This is a genomic window from Flavobacterium sp. AK-301 (assembly GCF_058310215.1).
This window is the reverse complement of the sequence record NZ_JBZEES010000001.1, coordinates 586,269-602,832: the sequence shown is the minus strand read 5'-3', so window position 1 is coordinate 602,832 and position 16,564 is coordinate 586,269. Positions and strand designations below refer to the sequence as shown.

Annotated in this window: 17 protein-coding genes; 8 read left to right on the top strand and 9 right to left on the bottom strand. The window is 32.4% G+C overall.

The features are described from left to right. Positions 1-26: 26 nt before the first annotated feature. Positions 27-1,358 (top strand): magnesium transporter, encoded by a 1,332-nt coding sequence (gene mgtE, locus AC4FQX_RS02785; RefSeq protein ID WP_491166140.1) that lies wholly within the window; start codon positions 27-29, stop codon positions 1,356-1,358. Between the two features lie 162 nt (positions 1,359-1,520). Here mgtE and AC4FQX_RS02780 read toward each other — a convergent pair whose 3' ends face one another. Next, a complete protein-coding gene (locus tag AC4FQX_RS02780; RefSeq protein ID WP_491166139.1) occupies positions 1,521-1,979 on the bottom strand; it encodes a GNAT family N-acetyltransferase in 459 nt (152 codons plus the stop codon). A gap of 553 nt (positions 1,980-2,532) precedes the next feature. Here AC4FQX_RS02780 and AC4FQX_RS02775 point away from each other — a divergent pair. From AC4FQX_RS02775 to AC4FQX_RS02765, 3 genes are all read left to right on the top strand, one after another. Beyond that, positions 2,533-4,800 carry a TonB-dependent receptor gene (locus tag AC4FQX_RS02775; protein ID WP_491166138.1) on the top strand — a complete coding sequence of 756 codons (2,268 nt, stop codon included), beginning with the start codon at positions 2,533-2,535 and terminating at the stop codon, positions 4,798-4,800. Continuing rightward, complete coding sequence (locus AC4FQX_RS02770) at positions 4,790-4,924, top strand: histidine phosphatase family protein (RefSeq protein WP_491166306.1); 135 nt, start codon at positions 4,790-4,792, stop codon at positions 4,922-4,924. Before AC4FQX_RS02775 ends, AC4FQX_RS02770 begins: the two co-directional genes overlap by 11 nt. 347 nt (positions 4,925-5,271) lie before the next feature. Further along, on the top strand, positions 5,272-5,862 hold the full coding sequence (locus AC4FQX_RS02765; RefSeq protein WP_491166137.1) for a hypothetical protein: 591 nt from the start codon (positions 5,272-5,274) through the stop codon (positions 5,860-5,862). Between the two features lie 44 nt (positions 5,863-5,906). On the opposite strand, the gene AC4FQX_RS02760 is transcribed toward AC4FQX_RS02765, so the two are convergent. Continuing rightward, on the bottom strand, positions 5,907-6,263 hold the full coding sequence (locus AC4FQX_RS02760) for a winged helix-turn-helix transcriptional regulator (RefSeq protein ID WP_491166136.1): 357 nt from the start codon (positions 6,261-6,263) through the stop codon (positions 5,907-5,909). 90 nt (positions 6,264-6,353) lie between these two features. Between AC4FQX_RS02760 and AC4FQX_RS02755 the strand changes: the two genes are divergently transcribed. Then, entirely contained in the window at positions 6,354-6,725 is a 372-nt protein-coding gene (locus tag AC4FQX_RS02755; RefSeq protein ID WP_491166135.1) for a DoxX family protein, read from the top strand. Between the two features lie 440 nt (positions 6,726-7,165). Here AC4FQX_RS02755 and AC4FQX_RS02750 read toward each other — a convergent pair whose 3' ends face one another. The 6 genes from AC4FQX_RS02750 to AC4FQX_RS02725 all read right to left on the bottom strand — a co-directional run bounded on the left by AC4FQX_RS02750 (position 7,166) and on the right by AC4FQX_RS02725 (position 11,982). Beyond that, positions 7,166-7,582, bottom strand: coding sequence for a RidA family protein (locus AC4FQX_RS02750; RefSeq protein ID WP_491166134.1), 417 nt, complete (start codon positions 7,580-7,582; stop codon positions 7,166-7,168). Between the two features lie 75 nt (positions 7,583-7,657). Then, entirely contained in the window at positions 7,658-8,227 is a 570-nt protein-coding gene (locus AC4FQX_RS02745; protein ID WP_491166133.1) for a Crp/Fnr family transcriptional regulator, read from the bottom strand. Positions 8,228-8,298: 71 nt separating this feature from the next. Further along, complete coding sequence (rluF, locus tag AC4FQX_RS02740; protein ID WP_491166132.1) at positions 8,299-9,123, bottom strand: 23S rRNA pseudouridine(2604) synthase RluF; 825 nt, start codon at positions 9,121-9,123, stop codon at positions 8,299-8,301. A gap of 91 nt (positions 9,124-9,214) precedes the next feature. Further along, positions 9,215-10,087 carry an alpha/beta hydrolase gene (locus AC4FQX_RS02735; RefSeq protein WP_491166131.1) on the bottom strand — a complete coding sequence of 291 codons (873 nt, stop codon included), beginning with the start codon at positions 10,085-10,087 and terminating at the stop codon, positions 9,215-9,217. Between the two features lie 17 nt (positions 10,088-10,104). Continuing rightward, entirely contained in the window at positions 10,105-10,884 is a 780-nt protein-coding gene (locus tag AC4FQX_RS02730; protein WP_491166130.1) for a zinc ribbon domain-containing protein, read from the bottom strand. 3 nt (positions 10,885-10,887) lie between these two features. Beyond that, positions 10,888-11,982: a Nif3-like dinuclear metal center hexameric protein gene (locus tag AC4FQX_RS02725; RefSeq protein ID WP_491166129.1), complete on the bottom strand. Its 1,095-nt coding sequence runs from the start codon at positions 11,980-11,982 to the stop codon at positions 10,888-10,890. 286 nt (positions 11,983-12,268) lie between these two features. Here AC4FQX_RS02725 and AC4FQX_RS02720 point away from each other — a divergent pair, with 286 nt between their 5' ends. The 3 genes from AC4FQX_RS02720 (at position 12,269) to AC4FQX_RS02710 (ending at position 15,355) form a co-directional block, all read left to right on the top strand. Then, positions 12,269-13,147, top strand: coding sequence for a HEPN domain-containing protein (locus tag AC4FQX_RS02720; RefSeq protein ID WP_491166128.1), 879 nt, complete (start codon positions 12,269-12,271; stop codon positions 13,145-13,147). 398 nt (positions 13,148-13,545) lie between these two features. Beyond that, positions 13,546-14,580 (top strand): tetraacyldisaccharide 4'-kinase, encoded by a 1,035-nt coding sequence (lpxK, locus tag AC4FQX_RS02715; RefSeq protein WP_491166127.1) that lies wholly within the window; start codon positions 13,546-13,548, stop codon positions 14,578-14,580. Then, positions 14,543-15,355 (top strand): purine-nucleoside phosphorylase, encoded by an 813-nt coding sequence (locus AC4FQX_RS02710; protein ID WP_491166126.1) that lies wholly within the window; start codon positions 14,543-14,545, stop codon positions 15,353-15,355. Before lpxK ends, AC4FQX_RS02710 begins: the two co-directional genes overlap by 38 nt. Positions 15,356-15,548: 193 nt before the next feature. Here AC4FQX_RS02710 and AC4FQX_RS02705 read toward each other — a convergent pair whose 3' ends face one another. Continuing rightward, on the bottom strand, positions 15,549-16,427 hold the full coding sequence (locus tag AC4FQX_RS02705) for a DMT family transporter (protein WP_491166125.1): 879 nt from the start codon (positions 16,425-16,427) through the stop codon (positions 15,549-15,551). Between the last annotated feature and the right edge of the window lie 137 nt (positions 16,428-16,564).

Here is a 16,564-nt window from a genome sequence, read left to right as displayed (position 1 = left end):
ATAGTGTACAAAAACATTTATTGATTATGACATTTACAAAAGAAGAATTAAAAACAAAACATCCAAGTGATATTGCAGAAGCAATTGCAAAATTAAGTAAAGAAGAACAATCTATTTCTTTCTTCTTATTGTCTTCAGGAGATTTGGAAGGAGAAGTGTTTTCCTATCTGGATAAAGCAACACAGGAAAATATCCTTAAAGGGCTGGGCTCTGAAAAGATCAGAGATATTTTAAAAACGATGTCACCAGATGACAGAACAGAGCTGTTTAGTGATCTTCCGGATCATATTATTAAAAAAGCGGTAAACCTGTTACCAGAAGAAGAACGAAAAATGGCGCTGACCTTATTGGGTTACGAAGAAAAAAGTGTCGGCAGAATTATGACACCTTACTATATTCAGGCAAATAAAAACTGGACGATCCGGCAAACATTACAACATATTAAAAAAAACGGGCAAAAAGCAGAAACGTTAAACTTTGTTTATGTTGTTGATGAAGATCTGAAATTAACAGATGATATTAAGATTGGTAATATTTTAATGGCAGACGAAGAAGATACGCTTCAATCTATAATGGACGATCATTTTATTGCACTATATACCACACAAAAAGTAGAAGAAGCAATTACCATATTTGAGAAATATGACCGATCAGCTTTACCTGTAATATCCGACAAGGGGGTTCTGGTAGGAATTGTGACTTTCGATGATATGTTAGATCAGGTAGAGAAAAGAGATACAGAAGATATTCAGAAATTTGGAGGATTGGAAGCATTAGAACTACCTTATGTAAAAACACCGATTCTTGAAATGATAAAAAAACGAGCCGGTTGGCTTGTTATTCTGTTTCTGGGAGAAATGCTTACCGCTTCAGCAATGGGTTATTTTGAAGGAGAGATAGACAAAGCAGTTGTTCTCGCTCTATTCATTCCGTTGATTATATCCAGTGGCGGAAATTCTGGTTCTCAGGCTGCTACTCTTATCATTCGTGCTATGGCATTAAAAGAGTTGAATTTAAAAGACTGGTGGTATGTAATGAAAAGAGAAATTACTTCCGGATTTATGTTAGGTTCTATTCTTGGAGCTATCGGTTTATTAAGAATCTGGATATGGCAGGAAACAGGATTATATGATTATGGGATATATTGGTTTTCAATAGGACTGACTGTGGCTATCTCGTTGATTTTTATTGTACTATGGGGAACTCTTTCCGGTTCTATGATCCCTTTTGTTTTAAAGAAATTTGGACTGGATCCGGCAACTTCATCTGCTCCGTTTGTTGCAACCCTAGTAGATGTAACAGGATTGATTATTTACTTTCTTGTCGCAATGGTGATTTTAAGCGGAAAACTACTGTAAGTTTTGGATTGATTTTTAGATTATTCGACGGTTCGATTTTCAGACGGTCTGAATAATCTAAAAATTCAAATAATGTTTTACTTCTAAGAACCAAAGGGATAATTCTGGAGTAATCCAAAGGTCTAACCATCAAATAATCTAAAAGTCCAAGAATCAAACTATCTAATTATCAAACAATCTTTTCTTCATGCAAACGCTACTTTCCACTCCTTCATACTGATCGTAGTTGGGGATGATCTGATAGCCTGCTTTTTTATAAAGTCCAATAGCTTCAATTTGTTTTATTCCGGTTTCTAGGATACATTCAGTAAAAGATAGTTCAGAAGCCCACTCCTCCAGTTTATTTAAGATAGTTCCGGCAATTCCTTGACCTCTGACTTCAGAAGAGACAAACATTCGTTTGATTTCGGCAATAGAGTCAGAATAATATTTTATAGCACCACAGCCAACAGGTTTATCATTTTTGTAGGCTACAATAATATGATTTATTTTATCAACAGTATTAAACTGAGCAAAAAAAGAATGTTCATCACCATCTGTTATTTTAAGTACTTCGTCCAGTTGGCGGATAAGTTGTTTGAAATCGGGGTTATCCGAGTTGGTTTTGGTTAGGTTGAGCATAATTCTTTATAAATAAATTCTCTTAATAATCGGAACTAAAGATATTGTTTTTATTAGAAGAATAAACAAAGTCATATTTAAATTTATGAAAAATTATAAACTCATTTTTTTTTATTTTGGGGAGTTAGTAGTGTTTTATATTTTGTAAAAGTAGATAACGAATTATAATTTATTTTCAGTTTATATTCGCTGGTAATATATTAGTTTTTATTTCTATAAATAAAGTAAATAATCTTTTTGTATTTTTAAATAATTCAAAACTGGCTTTTTATCTAATTTTGTTAGATGTTAAACGTTGATTTATAATGATTTTATTTCAAATGTAATTAAAGTGTAAAATTTGTTAAGATAATATTAGTTATTAAGAATTATTTTTCTCTTATTTGCAATGTTGATTAAAATTAATTTAAGCGATATAAGTAATACAAGTGTAAAAAAATATATTAAAGTTTATTGATAGTTTTGTTATTTGTATAAAAAACAGTAGATATTGTTAGTGAAGCTTAGTGAGTTTTAAAATCATTTAGAATGTATTAATGTTAAAATTTAAAATATGATATTTAAAATTAAAAAAAAGAGTATTCCTTTATTTTTTTTAGGGTTTATGTCTTTCAGTGTGTTTTCACAGCAGGAAGTTAAAAAAGTAATAGTTGATTCTGTCGCTATTAAAGAGGAAACAAGAAACGTAATGTTAAATGCATCAGATAATAATGGTCCTCGTAATGTAAATATAGGTTTACCATCCAGTATTGGAGGAACTACAATTCTGGAAAATGGTTTACCGGTAACGTATTCTTTTCATGCCCAAAAAGCACTTACAGTATGGCGTCAGGATTCCGGTATTGCAAAATTTGGTATACTAAATCTTGGAGAAACCGCTATTACCATTGGCGATGTAGGTGTTTCAGTAAATACTTATACAAACAAAGGAACAGAAGAATTTCAAGGGAAAGGATCTGTTTCATCTAATAGTTTTGGTCTTTTGAGAGGTGATATTAATGTAAGCGGACCGCTAAAAAATGGTTTTACATATTCTCTTACTGCTTTTGCTAATTTCGATCCAGGAACTTTTGATGTTGGTTTTACCGATTATATAGATCAGACCCAGATTTATAAAGGAGTACTGAATAAAAAATATAACGATGGAAAAGGAGAAATAGGTATTCAGTATAAACTAGCTATTTCTAACAGTGTTACTACTAAACAAAGCCCTTATATTTATAAAGAAAATGGAAAAGTAGATCAGCTTGATGGTTTTAGAATTGGTAGAGATTCCTATTTTGAACGTTCAGGTCTTGCTCGCGTAATAAATCCGTTAACAGGACAAAAAGAAGATTGGAGCGCTATGAGAGATATGGGATCTACAACACATGTAATCGATGTTTTTGGAAAAAATAAATTAGAAAATGATTTTAATCTGGATTACGTAGTTCGTTACAGTTATGCAGAAGCTGGTTTATTTAATCCCTATGTTTCTTTGATTAGTAAAGCGAATCAGAATGCTACAACCAGATATATTTATGCAGATGATAAAACAGCCTATTCCCCTGATGGATTAGTGCAAGCCGGAATGATGCAAGCCACGCCAAAAATACCTATTAATACCATAATGAGTAGAGTAGAACTAAGTAAAGAAGTTAAAAACCATAATTTGACTTTAGGCTTTAACGAATGGCACTATAATATCAATAAATCTGTTACAGCTTCATATTCTTTTTTTCATGAAGTAGCCCCTCAACCTCGTCAGTTGATCCGTCAGATATTACAAGATGGTGTTTGGGAAAATGTTGGAGATGAATATGGTCAGCGTTCCTATAATTCAGCGATGCAGTATTATGATGGCTGGGAGAACAAAGCGGCATTTTATCTTATCGATAAATGGAAAATATCAGATGCATTTTCCGCTGATTTAGGAGTCCGTTTAGAATGGCACAGAATTAAGGGAGACTGGTATCCGGAACAAAACAGAAAAGCTGCCGGTACAAATTGGGTGTCAGGAGAAACTCAAAAAATTCAAAAGGACTGGATGAATAAATCTTTCTCAGGTAATTTTATTTATAAAACAACAAAAAACTTTGGTTTGTTAGGAGACCTTAACTATGCTGAAGTAGCAGGTAACTTAAGTAGTTATTCAGGAGCTGATGATCCTATGACTGAACAGTCCATTATTTCCGGAGCGGCTTTTGGAGTTTATTTTAATCATCCGTTATTTAGCGTTGTTTCAAAAGCAACCTTTATTGAACGTACGAAGTTTAAAAATAATTCCTCTTTTGTAAATCCGTTTGATCTTTCTCAGCAGTCTAAAAAAACCATAACCTATGATGTTCAGACTCTGGGTTGGACTACCGATTTGGTTTTCAGTCCCGTAAATGGTTTTGATCTTCATTTATTACTTACGATGCAAAATCCGGAGTATAAAAATTTTAAAGTAGATGTATTTGGATATCAATATGATTTTGACGGAACAGTTGCACGTAGCGTTTCTAAAACGATTGTAGAAATAGATCCGAGTTATACTTATAAAAAGCTGAAAATATGGGGAAGTGCACGTTATTTTAGTCAGGAATCTGCAAATTATCCTAATACTTTATTCTTTGCAGGTCGTTGGGAAACCTTTGGAGGGTTGAATTATAAACATAATAAAAGTTTAGAATTTAGCTGTAACGTAGTGAATCTGTTAAATCAAAAAGGAGCACAAGGAACCATATCAGGTACAAATACAACTACAGCAGAAGAAGCAAAAGGATATTATAATATGCCGGTAGCAGGAACCTATATACGACCTTTTACAATAGAATTTGGGATGAAGTATAAAATATAATAGTGTTACTCCACTTACTCCGGAAGGAGTAAAAGTCGCAGAATATTTAGGCAAAGGATTGAAAGATATTTCTTTTAAAGCTATTTATTCCAGTGATTTAGGCAGAGCTCGTCAGACTGCTTAAGTTGTATTAGATGCAAAAGAAGATAAAAGCAGAGCTATTGTTATCATTGCGTTAATTATTTAATAAAATAAATATAAATATTGTTTCTTTTATGTTATAATTATTTTTTATGTTTTATAAATAGGTACATTTGTTATGGATTAAACGCCTGAAATTGAATAATATACTTCTGATAGGATAACTTAAGAAATAGTAAACAGGAAAAATAAAAACAGAAATTTTCAGAAAAAACACCTCCCGTAATTTTATTGATTTAAAATTATGGTATTGGTGTTTTTTTGGTCTCAGATAAGCTGATGTGATTATAATTAAGTTATATTTTTTTATTAATTTAAATACAGATTATCATGAAAAAATTAGTTTTATTATCGATGGTCATTCTGTTTTCATTAGTGACAAGCCAGGCTTGTCCACTATTAAAAGAAAGACAGATCAAAAATGAAGTGGACAGCATAGGAGAGAAAGGTAAAAAAACGAGTACAGAGAAGAAAGTAGAAAAAAAAATGCTGAAGAAAATGAAAACCAATCTTGCAAGTTATCGATCCAAAACACAATTTCTTGAAGATTTTGGTAATAAACAATATGTTGTATGGAAACGAGTAGGTCAGTATGATGAAGCTTCTTTCATAGATAATAACGGTAAAAAAACAACTGCTGTTTATGATTATGATAGTCAACTGATGGGAACTGTAACACATAAAACATTTTTAGACCTGCCTCTTAAGGCTCAGCGTATAATCAAAGAAAAATATAAAGAATATTCTGTTGCAGATATTGTATTTTTAGATGAAGATGAATCGAATAACCCGAATAAGGTTATTTACAATATTGATTCTAAAATAGATAATGATTATTTTGTGAATTTGGTAAAAGCAGACGATAAAATTGTTTTGCAGGTTGAATCAACCGGATCCGTATCTTGTTATAAAAACAGATAAAAAAGTACCATTAAATCAGGCAGAATAATAATAATAACTTATTATTATTCTGCCTGATTTTTATTTTTCTCACCCCATTCATTCATTTTGTCTAAAATGTTTTTCAGCGACAGTCCGAGTTTGCTTAATTTATATTCAACTCTCGGTGGTACCTCAGGGTAAGCAATTCTTTCTATAAGTCCGTCTGTTTCCAGTTCTTTCAGTTGAGAAATGAGCATACGTTCCGTTATGCCCGGTATACTTCTTTTTAACGCTCCATATCTCAAACAGCCATTGTTTGAAAGTACAGCAAGAATACTTATTTTCCATCTTCCTCCTATTAAGGATAAAGTAAAAAACATGCCACAGTTTTCATCAAGATATTTCTTATTTACAGAATTAGTAGAGCTTTCTTTTTTCATTAGATATTATTTTAGTAAGTACATACAATTTTGTATGTACTTGTAAAATGTAAAGTAAAGAAATACTTTTGACAATTAAATAAAATAATTATGGAAAAAATAATGAGAGTTTTACATTGGTCAGGTTATGTTTATTTCCTGTATATATTTGGTTACGCAAGCCTTTATAAAGTATTTCAGAAAACCACAATGATGGAAAGTATGCAGTCATTTGGATTTAATAAGATCTGGACGATTATGATAGGAATTGGCGAAGTAATAGGAGTTTTAGGTTTATTGATTGGTTTCTGGAACCATAAAGTAAAAAACAGTGCTGTTCTATTCCTTTTCCCTTTTGCCGTTGGAGCATTAATAACTCATTTTGCACATCAGGAATATAATCATTATTACAATGCCCTGATTTGTTGCATATTGTCCGCTTTTCTTTTAGTGACAGATAAAAATTTTAGAATAATTATTTGATTTGTATCTAATTAAAAAAATAAAAGACAACCATTAAATTAGGCAGAATAATAGTTTCTCACTAATTCTGCCCGATTTAATATTCCACTGTAAGGAAGCAAAATCTAATTATAATTCTATTTTTTGGAACGATTGTTTAGCAAGAGCTGAAATAAATAAAAGAACACAGCAAATATAGCAATATAGTACCTATTGCAGAATAACCGATTAAAAAAAAGGTATCATGAATATTGAAGTCTATCAGGAAATCTGCTGGATGAAAATATCCCCATATATAAAAGAAAAGACCTGAAATTAAAAGTAAGTATGTGATTTTTTTTATATTATCCTTAGTTAGATGAGTAATTTAAGGATAAAAAATAATTATATAAAAACAATAAGAGTATAAATAGTAAAAAAGCTCTGAATTCAGGACTTTTTATTACAATGTATTAGGTTTATTATTTTATTGCTACTGCATCTATTTCTATAAACATATCATTTAACGCAAGTTGAGAAACTGGAATTAAAGTGTTGACAGGAAACTTTCCGTCTGTCCATATTTTTTTACATTCTTCCGCTAAGATCTGAAGTTTTTCAGAATTATAATCCACTATAAGAGTAGTAAGCTTAGCGATATGCTGCATTGTTAATTCTTTTGACTGTAAAGCATGCTCAATATTTTTAAATGTTTGTTGAATTTGTTTACGAAAGTCAATGTTTGCTTTTCCATCTTCAGTATATTGTCCGCTTTGTCCGGCTATGAAAAATAAAGAGCTGTTTTCCGGAATAGCAGCAATATGAGAGTAACCATGATCCGTAGAGTCATAAAGTGTTTTTGGGTTTGAGATTTCAGGAAGTTTTTTTTGTGGTTTCATATTTTGTTTTTTAATTTTTAAAAAACAAAATTCATTCATTATTTTTTATTACTTCTTTACATATGTTGATATAAACTATAATTCACTTCGAATTCGACTTAACTGAGTAGGAGTAATGCCCAGATAAGATGCAATGTGATGTTGTTTCAGTCGTTTTTCTAATGTTGGGTAATCTCGTATAAAAGCAAGATAGCGTTGTTTTGCTGTTTGGGATTTTAGGATAATCTCCTGTATTTCTTTATCAATTACCCAATTTTTTTCCAGATATTTAATGTAAAATTGAGATAAGTCCGAATGTTTATTTACAAGTTGCTGAAACTGTTCTGCATCATAAACCAATAATTCCGTTTCTTCTAGAGCCTGAATACTGAATATACTGGGGGCTTTTTCCAGTAAAGCTGAGGTAGAAGTAACAAATGTATTTTCCGGAAAGAATTTTTTAATTACAGAACTACCATTTTCGTCCATATAATAATAAGATAAAAGCCCCTTTTTAATGTATGCAATTGTTTTAGGTATTTCACCTTCTTTAATATAAAAACTATTTTTTAATATTGTTTTTGGATAGATAATATTCTGCCAGTTTTTTCTGGTTTCTTCATTTATAGAAATATATTTTTCAGTTTCTTTCCAAAAAGCGGTCATAACAATTATTACAAGATTTAAATTTTGTTCTGGAATAAAAAAGCCTTTCAGATTAATAAAAGACCCTAAACTCAGGATTTTTTATTATTCCTGTTATCAGAAGAACGATTACCATATCGGGTAGGAGCCGGTCTGCCAAAAAGTCTTCCCGTTGGTTCCTTTTCCAGAGAACCTTCCTCCGTTTTCAGAGAAGGAGCAATCAGTTCATTCATTTCTTTCATTTCAGCATCCGTTAATTCACGATATCTGCCCACAGGAACATCTAACGAGATGTTGATGATTCGGATACGCTTTAAGTGTGTTACCTCATAACCCAGATATTCACACATTCTTCGGATTTGTCGGTTCAGACCTTGAGTAAGAATGATCTTGAAGATATATTTGCTGATCTGTTCCACTTTACATTTTTTAGTAACCGTGTCGAGGATAGGAATACCATTTCCCATTCTTTCAATAAAGCGATCCGTAATAGGACGGTTTACCGTTACCGTATATTCTTTCTCATGATTGTTCTTTGCACGCAGGATTTTGTTGACAATATCACCATCATCCGTCATAAAAATCAGCCCCTCACTTGCCTTGTCCAGCCTTCCGATAGGGAAGATACGTTTAGGATAATTAATATAATCAACAATATTATTCGGAGTACTTAAATTAGTAGTACATTCAATTCCCACCGGTTTATTAAAAGCCAAATAAGTGAATTTTTCTTTCTTTTCACTGATTAATTTACCATCAATTCGGATCACATCATCAGGAGTGACTTTTGTGCCCATTTCAGGAACAATTCCATTAATAGTTACACGACCCTGCTCAATCAGTTTATCCGCTTCACGACGAGAGCAGAACCCAGATTCACCTATAAATTTATTAAGACGTTTAGAATTTTCTTCCATAACTGCAAAAGTAAGATTTATTTAATGATTTGAAAACAGGATTGTCAAATCCTTTAGTTACTTCCTCTGTTTACTCTTTCAGGCTTGAGTGTTAAAGGATCGGATTTTTATCCTGATAAAATAAGAAGTCATAAATACGATGATACAATTGTTCATCGTGTAAACTGTGTCCAAGTCCTTTTGTTTCTATAAATTCAGAAAACGCCCAAGTTTCAGCAATTTCTTTTCCTTCCTTAAAAGCGACTATATTATCCTCAATATCATGAACGATCAGTCCTTTTATTTTAAGCTTAGAAGCAAATTTTTTTCCTGAAAACTCTGTAATCCTGATTTTGAAATAAGTAAACAAACGTTTTTCAAGTAATCGAAATACTTTTGTATTCAGACTCAATAAATTTACATAGTTGTTGATAATAGTTCGTAGTTCACTTGGAGTGCCTAAAAGAACTACTTTGCTCAAAGAGTCATTTTTATATTTATTTAAAAAATAAAGAGTAGTAGCTCCACCAAGAGAATGTCCTACAATGAATTGAGGCTGGTGTTTTTTCGCCAGAATAGAAACAAACTCCGCATATTTCGGAATATTGAATTCTTTACCGGTTGATAGACCGTGTGCAGGAGCATCTAACGCAATGATAGTACTACCTGATTTTTTCAGAATATTGATAAAAGGTTCCCATCGGGAAGCATTACTTTCCCATCCGTGAACTAAAAGGATAATCTGTTCATTTCCTTTCCAGGTATACGTCTGAAGTGTGACATTATTACGAGTTATGGTATTCGTTTCTGCTTCCAGAAGTATAGCAGGCATTTTATCAAGATGCAGTCTGCCGCTCCGGGGTTCACTAAAAAGGCGATATGCCATTTGTGAAGCTCTGGAAGGAGCAACATAGCTGAGAAGGTTGATATATAAACCTATGGACTTGATAAGGACTTTACGCATAAAACAAAAAAAAGCCTCCATGTTGGAGGCTTATATTTTTAGAATTTAGAAAATATTTTTTCCATTTTTTCCTTTTCTTCATCAGCCATTGCACTATCAATAAGAATTCTTCCACTATGCTCATCTGTGATGATTTTTTTACGGGAAGCAATTTCCATTTGTGTTTGTGGCGGAATAGTGAAGAAAGAACCTGCAGAAGCACCTCTTTCAATAGAAACAACCGCTAAGCCGTTTCTTACACTAGTTCTGATTCTTGTATAAGCAGCTAATAATCTTGGTTCGATAGAAGCTTGATACTCTGCTGATTTGTTTAATAAGAAGTTCTCTTCTTTCTCCGTTTCAGACATAATTGAATCTAATTCAGATTTCTTATGTTTTAAGTGAGATTGTTTTCCGTCTAATTTTTCTTTAGATTGAGAGATTGTTTCTTTTTTGTGGTCAATTGAAGCTTTCATTTCTTTAATGTGCTTTTCTGCCAATTGAATTTCTAATTCCTGAAACTCAACCTCTTTTGTTAAAGAGTTGAACTCTCTGTTATTACGAACATTTTTTTGTTGTTCAGTATATTTTTTTATTGAAGCTTTATGCTCATCAATAGCGTTTTTCTTAACTTTGATTTGCTCTTCAATATTTTCCAGGTCATTCTTCAGTTTCTCTAAACGAGTGCTTAAGCCAGCGACTTCATCTTCTAAATCTTCTACTTCCAGAGGTAGTTCACCTCTTACTCCTCTGATTTCGTCAATTCTAGAGTCAATTAACTGCAGGTCATAAATCGCTCTTAACTTATCTTCAACATTTAATTCTTTGATATTCGCCATATTTTAAAAGTACTTAACTGGATTTGTATTTTCTTCTGATAAAATGATTGCAAAATTAAGGATTTTTTTCGTAAGATAACTAACTATATAGTTTTTTGTATAACGTTCACTTTCAAAATGTCCGATATCTGCTAAAAGAAGTTTATTTTCTGCTTCATAAAACTGATGATATTTTAGATCTGCTGTTAAAAAAACATCTGCTCCCGCCTGAATTGCATTTCGAATAGCAGCACTTCCAGAACCGCCCAGAACTGCAACTTTAGTAACAGGTTTATTCAGAAAAGCACTGTGTCGGATTCCTTCGGTTTGCATTTTTTCCTTTATAAAAGACAGGAAATCATTTTCAGACATTGGTTGTTCCAGTTCCCCAATCATTCCCAGTCCGATATTCTGATGAATATTTTCTAAATTGTACATCTCATAAGCCACTTCCTCATAAATATGATTCGTAAATAACGCTTTTAAGATTTTGTTTTCCAAATGTTTTTCAAAAAGAACCTCAATTCTGATCTCATCCGTTGTTGTCAATTTTTCTTTTTCACCAATAACCGGATTGCTGTTTTCATTTCCTTTATAAGTCCCCGTTCCGTTAGTATTGAAGCTACAATTATCATAATTACCAATGTTTCCCGCACCGGCTTCAAATAGTGCATTTCTTACTTTATCCGCATTTTCAGGGACAGTATAAGTAACCAGTTTTTTAATAAAGTGTTGTTTCGGGATTAATATTTTAGTGTTTTTTAAACCTAAATGATCACAAAATATTTTATTGACTCCCTGAGGATGATTGTCTAGTGCAGTATGAACCGCATAAATAGCAATATCGTTTCTAATTGCTTTGATAATAGCTCTTTCCACATAATTTTTACCCGTAATTTTTTTGATCCCGGAAAATAGAATAGGATGGAAACAGACCACAAGATTACAGTTTTTAGCAACCGCTTCATCAATAACACTTTCTAGAGCATCATGGCAAACCAAAACGCCCGTTGCTTTATTTTCTGAATCGCCGATTAATAAGCCGACATTGTCAAAATCTTCCGCATAAGCAAGAGGAGCCATTTCTTCAAGAACAGTGATGATTTCTTTTATTTTCATTTTTAGAGATCTTAATAATCAGGTGAAAGTCAAAAGTAGAAAGTAAAAAGGTTTTAGTGAAACGTTTTCGTAAAAAGTTTTCAGTCCCGGTATTCAGTTATCAGAAGAACTTTGCAACTCTGTTAACTTTGAACCTTAAGCTTTAAACGAATCAAAACGGGTTAGGAGATATATAAAATAAAAAAGAGAATTTATTCTCCCAATAGTTTTCTTTTTTAACTACATTAGTGAAAAATAAATCTCAAAAAATAGAATTATTTTTGTTCTGTAACTATTTAATCATCCCATGAAGAATTCTATCGCTTATCTGCCACAAAAGAAACAAAGAGACCTCCTCCGTTTTGTAGAACAAATAACTACAAGACTTCCAAAAACTCAAATGATTATCCTCTACGGAAGTTATGCAAGAAACGAATATGTAGATCATGACGAAAGAGTAGAATTTGGCATTCCCACCTCCTACAGAAGTGATTATGATATACTCGTAGTAACAGAAAAAGTAACCGAGCAAAGAGCAACCAAGATTCTTGATACAATCGATAATATGTATTATCAGGATCCGGACTTACAAACTCCCGTTGAGTTTATACATGAAAACATTCATCGGTTAAATGACTATATTGATGCAGGCAGATATTTTTATACCCAAATCAAAGAAGAAGGGATTGTACTTTATGACACAAAAAAACATACCCTTGCAGAGCAACGTCCGCTTCGTTTTGACGAAATAAAACAACAGGCTGAAGAATATTTTAAAGATAAATTTGAATGGGCTAATAGTTTTTTGAGAAGTGTTAACTATGATTATAATGATAAGGAGTATAAAAAAGCTTTTTTTCATCTTCATCAAGCTTGCGAAAATAGTTTTCAGACGATCCGATTAGTATATACGCTAACCAATCCAAAACTACATAATTTATCCAAAATGTTTTCTTTCGTAAGGAAATATTCATCAAATTTACCGCCTATTTTCCCCAATGATACTCCCGAAGAAAAACGATTATTCGAACTCCTCAAAAGTGCCTATATCGAAGCCCGTTATAATCCGCAATTCATAGTAACAAAAGAAGATATTGACGCACTGTTACCCAAAGTAAAACGTTTGCTTGAAATCACAAAGCAAATAAGCGAAGATAAAATCGCAGAATACGCAAAACAGATTTAGTTTAATTTGAAGCTATTCCTGCTTTCGCTTTTATCTCTCCATTTCATTACGAGGATATCAGCTCTATCAGGGCTAAACAGTCTCTAAACAGGTTTTTTTTAACCTGTTTAGGTATGATTAAGCGGTATATTGATAAAGTAAATCAGTCAAAAGTATAGAGTTACAGACTTTGCAGAAAAAAATATTCCTAACAGATTTCTTTTAATCTGTTAGGAGAATATTTGCTTTAAAAAGATTAAAGTCTTTGTTGCAAGCTTTTCGGTTAAACTTCATTCCAACTTTAAACCTCTATGACTTTACGAGAAACCTTTGTAACTCTGTTTCTTTATAAACCTTAAACTTTAAACAATTCAAACCTTTTTATTTCTTTTCAGCTAAAAAAAGTATACTTTCGTTGCATGATTGTATTGCGAAAAATAGTGTTCCCATTTGCTGTTTTATACGGATGGATTACACAATTCCGTAATTTTTTGTTTGATAAAGGAGTTTTAAAGTCCTTTCGTTTTTCTGTTCCTGTTATTGTAGTTGGAAATCTGAGTGTAGGAGGAACCGGAAAAACACCACAAATCGAATATCTCATTCGATTATTATCTCCGCAATATAAGATCGCTACTTTAAGCAGAGGATATAAAAGAAAATCAGAAGGATTTGTTCTGGCAGATACAACCGCAGACGCCGCTCTTTTAGGAGACGAACCGTTTCAGTTCCATCAGAAGTTTCCGGAAATTATAGTTGCAGTAGATGCCAATCGGAAAAACGGAATAGAACAGTTGTTACAACAGCCTGAAAAACCGGAAGTAATACTGCTGGATGATGCCTATCAGCATCGCAAAGTAACAGCAGGATTTTATATTTTGTTAACCGCTTATGGTGATCTGTATGCAGATGATTATATGTTGCCGACAGGAAACCTGAGAGAAAAGAGAGCAGGAGCAAAACGTGCCGATGTGATCATTGTAACAAAATGCCCAAAGAATCTTCCCTTAGAAGAACAATATAAAATCAAAGTTCAGTTAAAACTTTTACCGGAACAGAATATCTATTTTACATTTATAGACTATGATGACGCTGTTTTTTCCGAAGATGAAAAAAGAGAAGTAAAAGAGATACAGCAGCAGACTAAGATATTAGTAGCGGGAATTGCAAAACCACAACCGTTTTTTGATTATTTATATTGCAAAGGAGATGAAAAGCTGGTCTTCCCAGATCATCATGATTTTACAGAAAAAGAAATACAAGAAATACAGCATAAAGCAAATAATAGAATTATTATTACAACCGAAAAAGATTATGTACGTCTGAAAGGGACTTTGCCAAAAGAGCAATTGTTTTATTTACCAATAAAGAGTACATTTATTTCAGCAAGTAAAAATTTTGATAAAACAATATTAAATTATGTGGGAAAAAGTACAGAAAACCGTAAATCATATTAAAGAAAGAGTTGATTTTGCTCCCGAATATGGAATTATTTTAGGTTCAGGATTAGGTGGATTTACAGAAGAAATAAAAGTTGAATACAAATTATATTACAGTGAAATTCCAAATTTCCCTGTTTCTACCGTTCAGGGACACGAAGGCGCTCTTATTTTTGGATCAATAGGAAATAAAAAAGTAGTAGCAATGCAGGGACGTTTTCATTATTATGAAGGCTATAATATGCAGGAAGTAACCTTTCCGGTACGAGTAATGAAATATTTAGGCGTTGAAAAATTAATCGTTTCCAATGCTTCAGGAGGAGTAAATCCAACGTTTAAAGTAGGCGATGTAATGATTATTAAAGATCATATCAATTTTATGCCCGAACATCCGTTAAGAGGAAAAAATGATGAACGTTTCGGACCGCGTTTTGTAAACATGAGCGAGCCTTATAGCAGAGCGATGATACAGAAAGCAAAAGAAATAGCAACAACTTCTGTTATGGATGTAAAAGAAGGAATTTATTTTGGTTTACAGGGACCTACTTTTGAAACACTGGCAGAATATAAAATGGTTAAGATCGTTGGAGCAGACTGCGTAGGAATGTCTACCGTTCCCGAAGTGATCGTTGCCCGCCATATGGATATGGAATGTTTTGGAGTATCTATCATTACAGATATGGGAGATGAAGAAAACATTGATACCGTAAGTCATGATGAAGTACTGGATGCTGCTAAAAAAGCAGAACCAACTGTAAAAAAACTAATCAGAGAGCTGATTCTTAATTATTAAATAGTCGATAGTTTTGTGAGATGTGATTTGTAAAAAGTAAAATGCGTGGATCGGTTAATAATTGTCAATTGATAATTATTAACCGAGACGCAAAGTTGTTTTGAAGACTGATTACTACGACTGAATACTTTAATCTCTTTCTTCTTGACTCTTGGTTCTTTCTTCTAAATATATATAATAGACAAAACAGATTCTATTTTTTCTCCGCCATATAAACACCCAGTAATATAAGAAAAGAACCGATGAGAGCAATAACCGTTATCGTTTCATTTAGTACTATTGCAGAGGTTAGTAAGGTAACTAACGGAACAATATAAATATAATTAGCAGTACGCAGAGCTCCCAGATGTTTCATTGCCATATTCCACATGATATAACAGATCATCGAAGCTACAATTCCCAGAAATAATAAGTTAATAAGAATAATAGGTTCAAAAATAAGGGTATAATTAAGCTGGATCGGGTGAATAATAAATATAGGTATTAAGGTCACTATTCCATAAAAGAATATCTTTCTGGTGATAAATAATGTAGAATAACGTTGATCCAGTTGTTTAAGGATCAAGCAATAAAAGGCCCACATTAGAGAAGCTATTACAGTAAGGAAGTCTCCAAGAGGATTGATCTTCAGAATAAAACTACCGTTAAAAACAACCAGAGCAACACCGGCTAAAGCAATAAAAGAACCTATAAACAGATTAGAATTTATCTTTTTATCTCTGAAAAACAGTAAGGACAAAAGTGCTGTTAAGATAGGTGCAGTACAAATAATCAGAGAAACATTAGAAGCCAAAGTGATCCCTAAAGCAGTGTTCTCTGCAATAAAATAGAGTGAACCTCCACAAAGTCCCGAAGCAACAAATAATAATTCATCTTTTTTAGTATCTGCCCATAAAGTGCGTGGAGCAACGAACCAGATACAGATATAAGCAAGAATAAACCGATACAGAAATATTTCAGTAGGATGAAGTCCATGATTGATCAGAATCTTTGTAGAAACAAATGTTGTTCCCCAAATTATGACAGTAATAATTGCCATAAAATGAAACTTAAAATCTTTAATTATTTTCATAGTTAGTTGATAATCTTTTGTCTGTCAGTAGTTTCATATATTGTTGTTGCTGACAGATCAGATTGTTGTCTTTAATAATCGATTCCTTTATTTATTCTTTTGGTTTCTTAGTAATCTAAACTACAAATATATTTAAA

Coding starts and splice junctions, on each gene's coding strand:
- mgtE (WP_491166140.1), top strand. CDS start 27: ATGACATTTACAAAAGAAGAATTAAAAACAAAACATCCAAGTGATATT.
- AC4FQX_RS02780 (WP_491166139.1), bottom strand. CDS start 1,979: ATGCTCAACCTAACCAAAACCAACTCGGATAACCCCGATTTCAAACAA.
- AC4FQX_RS02775 (WP_491166138.1), top strand. CDS start 2,533: ATGATATTTAAAATTAAAAAAAAGAGTATTCCTTTATTTTTTTTAGGG.
- AC4FQX_RS02765 (WP_491166137.1), top strand. CDS start 5,272: ATGAAAAAATTAGTTTTATTATCGATGGTCATTCTGTTTTCATTAGTG.
- AC4FQX_RS02760 (WP_491166136.1), bottom strand. CDS start 6,263: ATGAAAAAAGAAAGCTCTACTAATTCTGTAAATAAGAAATATCTTGAT.
- AC4FQX_RS02755 (WP_491166135.1), top strand. CDS start 6,354: ATGGAAAAAATAATGAGAGTTTTACATTGGTCAGGTTATGTTTATTTC.
- AC4FQX_RS02750 (WP_491166134.1), bottom strand. CDS start 7,582: ATGAAACCACAAAAAAAACTTCCTGAAATCTCAAACCCAAAAACACTT.
- AC4FQX_RS02745 (WP_491166133.1), bottom strand. CDS start 8,227: ATGACCGCTTTTTGGAAAGAAACTGAAAAATATATTTCTATAAATGAA.
- rluF (WP_491166132.1), bottom strand. CDS start 9,123: ATGGAAGAAAATTCTAAACGTCTTAATAAATTTATAGGTGAATCTGGG.
- AC4FQX_RS02735 (WP_491166131.1), bottom strand. CDS start 10,087: ATGGAGGCTTTTTTTTGTTTTATGCGTAAAGTCCTTATCAAGTCCATA.
- AC4FQX_RS02730 (WP_491166130.1), bottom strand. CDS start 10,884: ATGGCGAATATCAAAGAATTAAATGTTGAAGATAAGTTAAGAGCGATT.
- AC4FQX_RS02725 (WP_491166129.1), bottom strand. CDS start 11,982: ATGAAAATAAAAGAAATCATCACTGTTCTTGAAGAAATGGCTCCTCTT.
- AC4FQX_RS02720 (WP_491166128.1), top strand. CDS start 12,269: ATGAAGAATTCTATCGCTTATCTGCCACAAAAGAAACAAAGAGACCTC.
- lpxK (WP_491166127.1), top strand. CDS start 13,546: ATGATTGTATTGCGAAAAATAGTGTTCCCATTTGCTGTTTTATACGGA.
- AC4FQX_RS02710 (WP_491166126.1), top strand. CDS start 14,543: ATGTGGGAAAAAGTACAGAAAACCGTAAATCATATTAAAGAAAGAGTT.
- AC4FQX_RS02705 (WP_491166125.1), bottom strand. CDS start 16,427: ATGAAAATAATTAAAGATTTTAAGTTTCATTTTATGGCAATTATTACT.